The organism is Nonomuraea lactucae (assembly GCF_003313395.1).
Taxonomy (GTDB): Bacteria; Actinomycetota; Actinomycetes; order Streptosporangiales; family Streptosporangiaceae; genus Nonomuraea; species Nonomuraea lactucae.
On sequence record NZ_QNFZ01000713.1, the window covers coordinates 1 to 3,555 of the forward strand.

At 73.4% G+C, this 3,555-nt stretch carries 4 protein-coding genes; 1 reads left to right on the plus strand and 3 read right to left on the minus strand.

Translation table 11 applies throughout. The features are described from left to right. From DQW85_RS25890 to DQW85_RS25900, 3 genes are all read right to left on the minus strand, one after another. Positions 1-844, minus strand: an 844-nt coding sequence (locus tag DQW85_RS25890) for an AfsR/SARP family transcriptional regulator (protein ID WP_240197429.1), incomplete at its 3' end; no start/stop codon positions are given. A 51-nt stretch (positions 845-895) separates the two neighbouring features. Continuing rightward, positions 896-1,954, minus strand: coding sequence for a lysylphosphatidylglycerol synthase domain-containing protein (locus DQW85_RS25895; protein WP_113702556.1), 1,059 nt, complete (start codon positions 1,952-1,954; stop codon positions 896-898). Positions 1,955-2,003: 49 nt separating this feature from the next. Next, positions 2,004-2,822, minus strand: coding sequence for a PIG-L deacetylase family protein (locus DQW85_RS25900; RefSeq protein ID WP_240197430.1), 819 nt, complete (start codon positions 2,820-2,822; stop codon positions 2,004-2,006). A 38-nt stretch (positions 2,823-2,860) separates the two neighbouring features. Here DQW85_RS25900 and DQW85_RS25905 point away from each other — a divergent pair. Continuing rightward, positions 2,861-3,555, plus strand: a 695-nt coding sequence (locus DQW85_RS25905; RefSeq protein ID WP_205315408.1) for a glycosyltransferase, incomplete at its 3' end; no start/stop codon positions are given.

Genomic DNA, 3,555 nt, shown 5'->3' on the forward strand with positions numbered 1-3,555 from the left:
CGGCGGTGGGCCGGGGCGGCCAGGTGTCGCCGACCGGCACGGGGCGCGGCGGGCGCGGGGCCGACACCAGCTCCAGCTCGGGGGCCTGGGAGAGGATGTCGGATTCCAGCTTGCGCAGCGCGGGCCCCGGGTCGATGCCGAGCTCGTCGGCCAGGATGCCCCTGGCCCTGCGCAGCGCGGCCAGCGCGTCGCCCTGCCTGCCGCAGCGGTAGAGGCCCAGGGCGAGCAGCCGCCAGCCCTCCTCGCGCAGCGGGTGCTCGGTCGTGAGCGCCTCCAGGTCGGGCACGGTCTCGGCGTGCATCCCGAGCCGCAGCCCGGTGTCGGCGTGGCGCTCGCGGGCCACCAGCCGCAGCTCGGCCAGCCGGTTGACCTCGGCCTCCGCCCAGGGCTGGTCGGCGAAGTCGGAGTAGGGGGTGCCCCGCCACAGGCCGAGGGCCTTCTCCAGGCGGCCGCGCGCCGACTGCGGGTCGCCCTCCTCCAGATGCTCGCCCGCGGCCCGTACGAGCTGCTCGAACATGAGCGCGTCGACCTGGTCGGGCGCCACCCGCAGGGCGTAGCCGGAGGCGACCGTCACCAGCAGCCGGTTGGGGCCGCCGCGCGGGCGGCCGGGCTCCAGCACCCGGCGCAGCCGCGAGATGTAGACCTGCAGACCCGACTGGGCGCCCTTGGCCGTGTCGTCGTCCCACAGGTCGTAGAGCAGCATGTCGACCGGCACGACCTGCCCTCTGGCCACGAGAAGCCGGGCGAGGACGGCCCGCTGCCGCAACCCGCCGAGGTCGAGTTCGTCGTTGTCGTACGCCTCGACTGGCCCCAGAACCCGGAACGCCACCATGTCAGCCGCCACGCTATGCGGGCTTCCGAATCGCGCACAAGGTCTTTGTTCTGTTTCCGATCGTCACTGGGAGGCCTTAGAGATCGCGGACGGGGGCTCCGCGGCGGCGCCGCGGCCGTTGCGCCTGCGCAGGAGCGCCCACGCGCCGAGCGCCAGGCCGCCGAACGGGATCTCGATAGTGTAAGTCCAGAAGCCGAAGAGCAGTGCGGTCGCCGTCGCCGGAGCGGTGTGCACCCCGAACGCGGTCAGCAGGAGCACCACCCCGCCCTCCATGATCCCCGCGCCGCTCGGCGTGATCAGTGCGCTGGTCAGCAAGCGCGACAGGGCGAAGACGGCGATCGACTCGGCCAGGCCGGGATAGGCGCCGGTGGCCACCATGCAGACCACCATGATCGCCCACTGGAAGCCGAGGAAGCACACCATGCCCAGCGACAGGCGGGCCCACCGCGTGTGGACGATGCCGGCGGTGTCGGCGCGGAGCCTGCCGAGCGCCTCGGAGGCGCGGACCTTGAGTCGGAGCAGCCGGGCCACGGCGTCGAGCCCCCTGCCCACGACGGCGGCGGCGCGGTCCCAGTAGAGCGCGGCCGCCACGACGGCGCACAGCGCAAGGATGGACACCGCGCCCACCCAGCCGGCCTTGGCCACGGCCGGGTTGGGCACCTGGCCGGCCACCAGCAGCGCCAGGATGCCGGCGGCCGGCAGCATGAACCTGAACAACGTGTTCCAGATGCCGCTGACCAGCGTCATCACCACGATCGGACGGTTGGCGAAGCCCCAGCCCCTGGTCATCGCGAAGGTCAGCGCCACCCCCGCCGCGCCGCCGAACGGCAGCAGGTTGCTCACCGCGCTGCCCGCCGCGTTGAGCGTCAGTGCCTGCAGGTGGCTGAGCCCCGGCAGGGACCCGGTCAGCACGAACGTGTAGGCCAGCAGGCTCAGCAGCCAGAGGACCGCCATCAGCACGATCACACGGGCGTCGAGCATGCGGAACACCGCGCCGATCTCGCGCCAGGAGACCGGCTTGCCGGTGAGCGCCTGGACGATCTGCGGCAGGTAGACGACGAGCGCCACCGCCAGCGCCAGGGAGAGCGCCGACAGCGTGATCTGGAGCCACTTGTTCTTCATCGGGGCCCAGTCTGCCGGGCGCGGGGCCGCTCCGGATCAATCCGGGGTTTCATTTCGGCCATCGGTCCAGAGGATGACGGAGGCGGGTGCCCGGCGGCAGGTCGCGCCGGACGAACCACTCGGTGCCGAAGACCAGGCGGTAGAGCGGGCCGGGCACCTTCAGCAGCACGGCCAGCGTGCGGTCGCTGTCGCCGCCGCTCGCCTGCGACGCGTGGGCGGCCATGGCCGCCCGTTTCTGCCTGGTGTACTTCCGGACGTTGACCCGGTGGGTGATGGTCTCGCCCGAGGAGTAGGCGCTCTCGAACGTGCGCACGTCGAACTCCGGCGGGAACCGGTAGACCTTGCCCGCCAGCCGCAGCAGCCGCAGCAGCGGATCGCGGTTGACCGTCGCCTCCAGCACGATCTCCGTGCCGGCGATCTCCGCCGCGCGCCGGCCCACCCGGTGCACCTGCACGTGGTCGGGGTGTCCGTAGCCGCCGGCGGGGTCGTAGATCGACAGCAGGTCGGCCTCCTCCTCCCGCAGGATCGCGGCCAGCCTGCCCGCCGCCTCCTCGCTGTCGGCGTCGATGAACGCGTTGTCGGGCCGATCCTCGGCGATGCCGCCCTTGGGGCTCAGCCCCGAGTCGCCGTAGTCCAGGCACTCGACGCGGGCGCACCCGAGCAGGGCGGCGGACTCGTACAGCTCCTTGAGCCGGGTGTGGCCCAGCTCCTCGCCCGGCTCCATCTCGGCCAGCCCGCGCTCGCCGGCGGTCGCCACCACGAGCACCACGCGGTGCCCCTCGGCCGCGAGCATCGCCATCGTGCCCGCCGTCAGCAGGGCCTCGTCGTCGGGGTGCGCGTGAAAGAACACAGCGGTACGTGGAGGCACACGCCCAGATTAGTCTGGGAGGGGTGCGGATCTTCCACGTGAGTGACTGTTACCTGCCGCGGCTCGGGGGGATCGAGGTCCAGGTCGCCGACCTCGTGACGATGCAGAGGCAGGCCGGCCACGAGGTCGAGGTGGCCACGGCCACCAGGGGAGAGGCGTCGCCCGGCGTCCACCGGATCGTCGCCGCGCTCCCGTTCGACCTGCCGGTGCACCCGTTCGGAGTGGGGCATCTCACTCGGCGCATGACGTCCTCGCGGCCGGACGTGGTGCACGTGCACGCGGGGGCGGTCTCGCCGTTCGCCTGGATGGGCGTGCGCGCCGCCGTACGCGCCGGGCTGCCGTGCGTGGTGACCGTGCACAGCATGTGGGACCCGCTGACGCGGGCCGCCTACCGGCTGCTGGGCCTGGCGTACGGCTGGCGGCGCTGGGGGCTGGTCGCCACCACGGTGAGCAACGCGGCGGCGGCGCCGATCCGCTCGGTGGCGGGCGCCGGGGTGCCGGTGCACGTGGTCTCCAACGGCCTCGACCTGTCGAGTTGGCGCCCGTCCCCCGCCACCGCGCTCCGCGACGAGGACCCTTCGGCGACGGGCCTCCGCGACGAGGACCCTTCCACGGCGGGCCTCCGCGACGAGGTGCACATCGTCGCCGTCGGCCGGCTGGCCCCCCGCAAGCAGCCGGTGCGCCTGCTGCGGCTGCTCCGCGGGGTGCGCTCGCGGGTGCCCCCGGCCGTGCC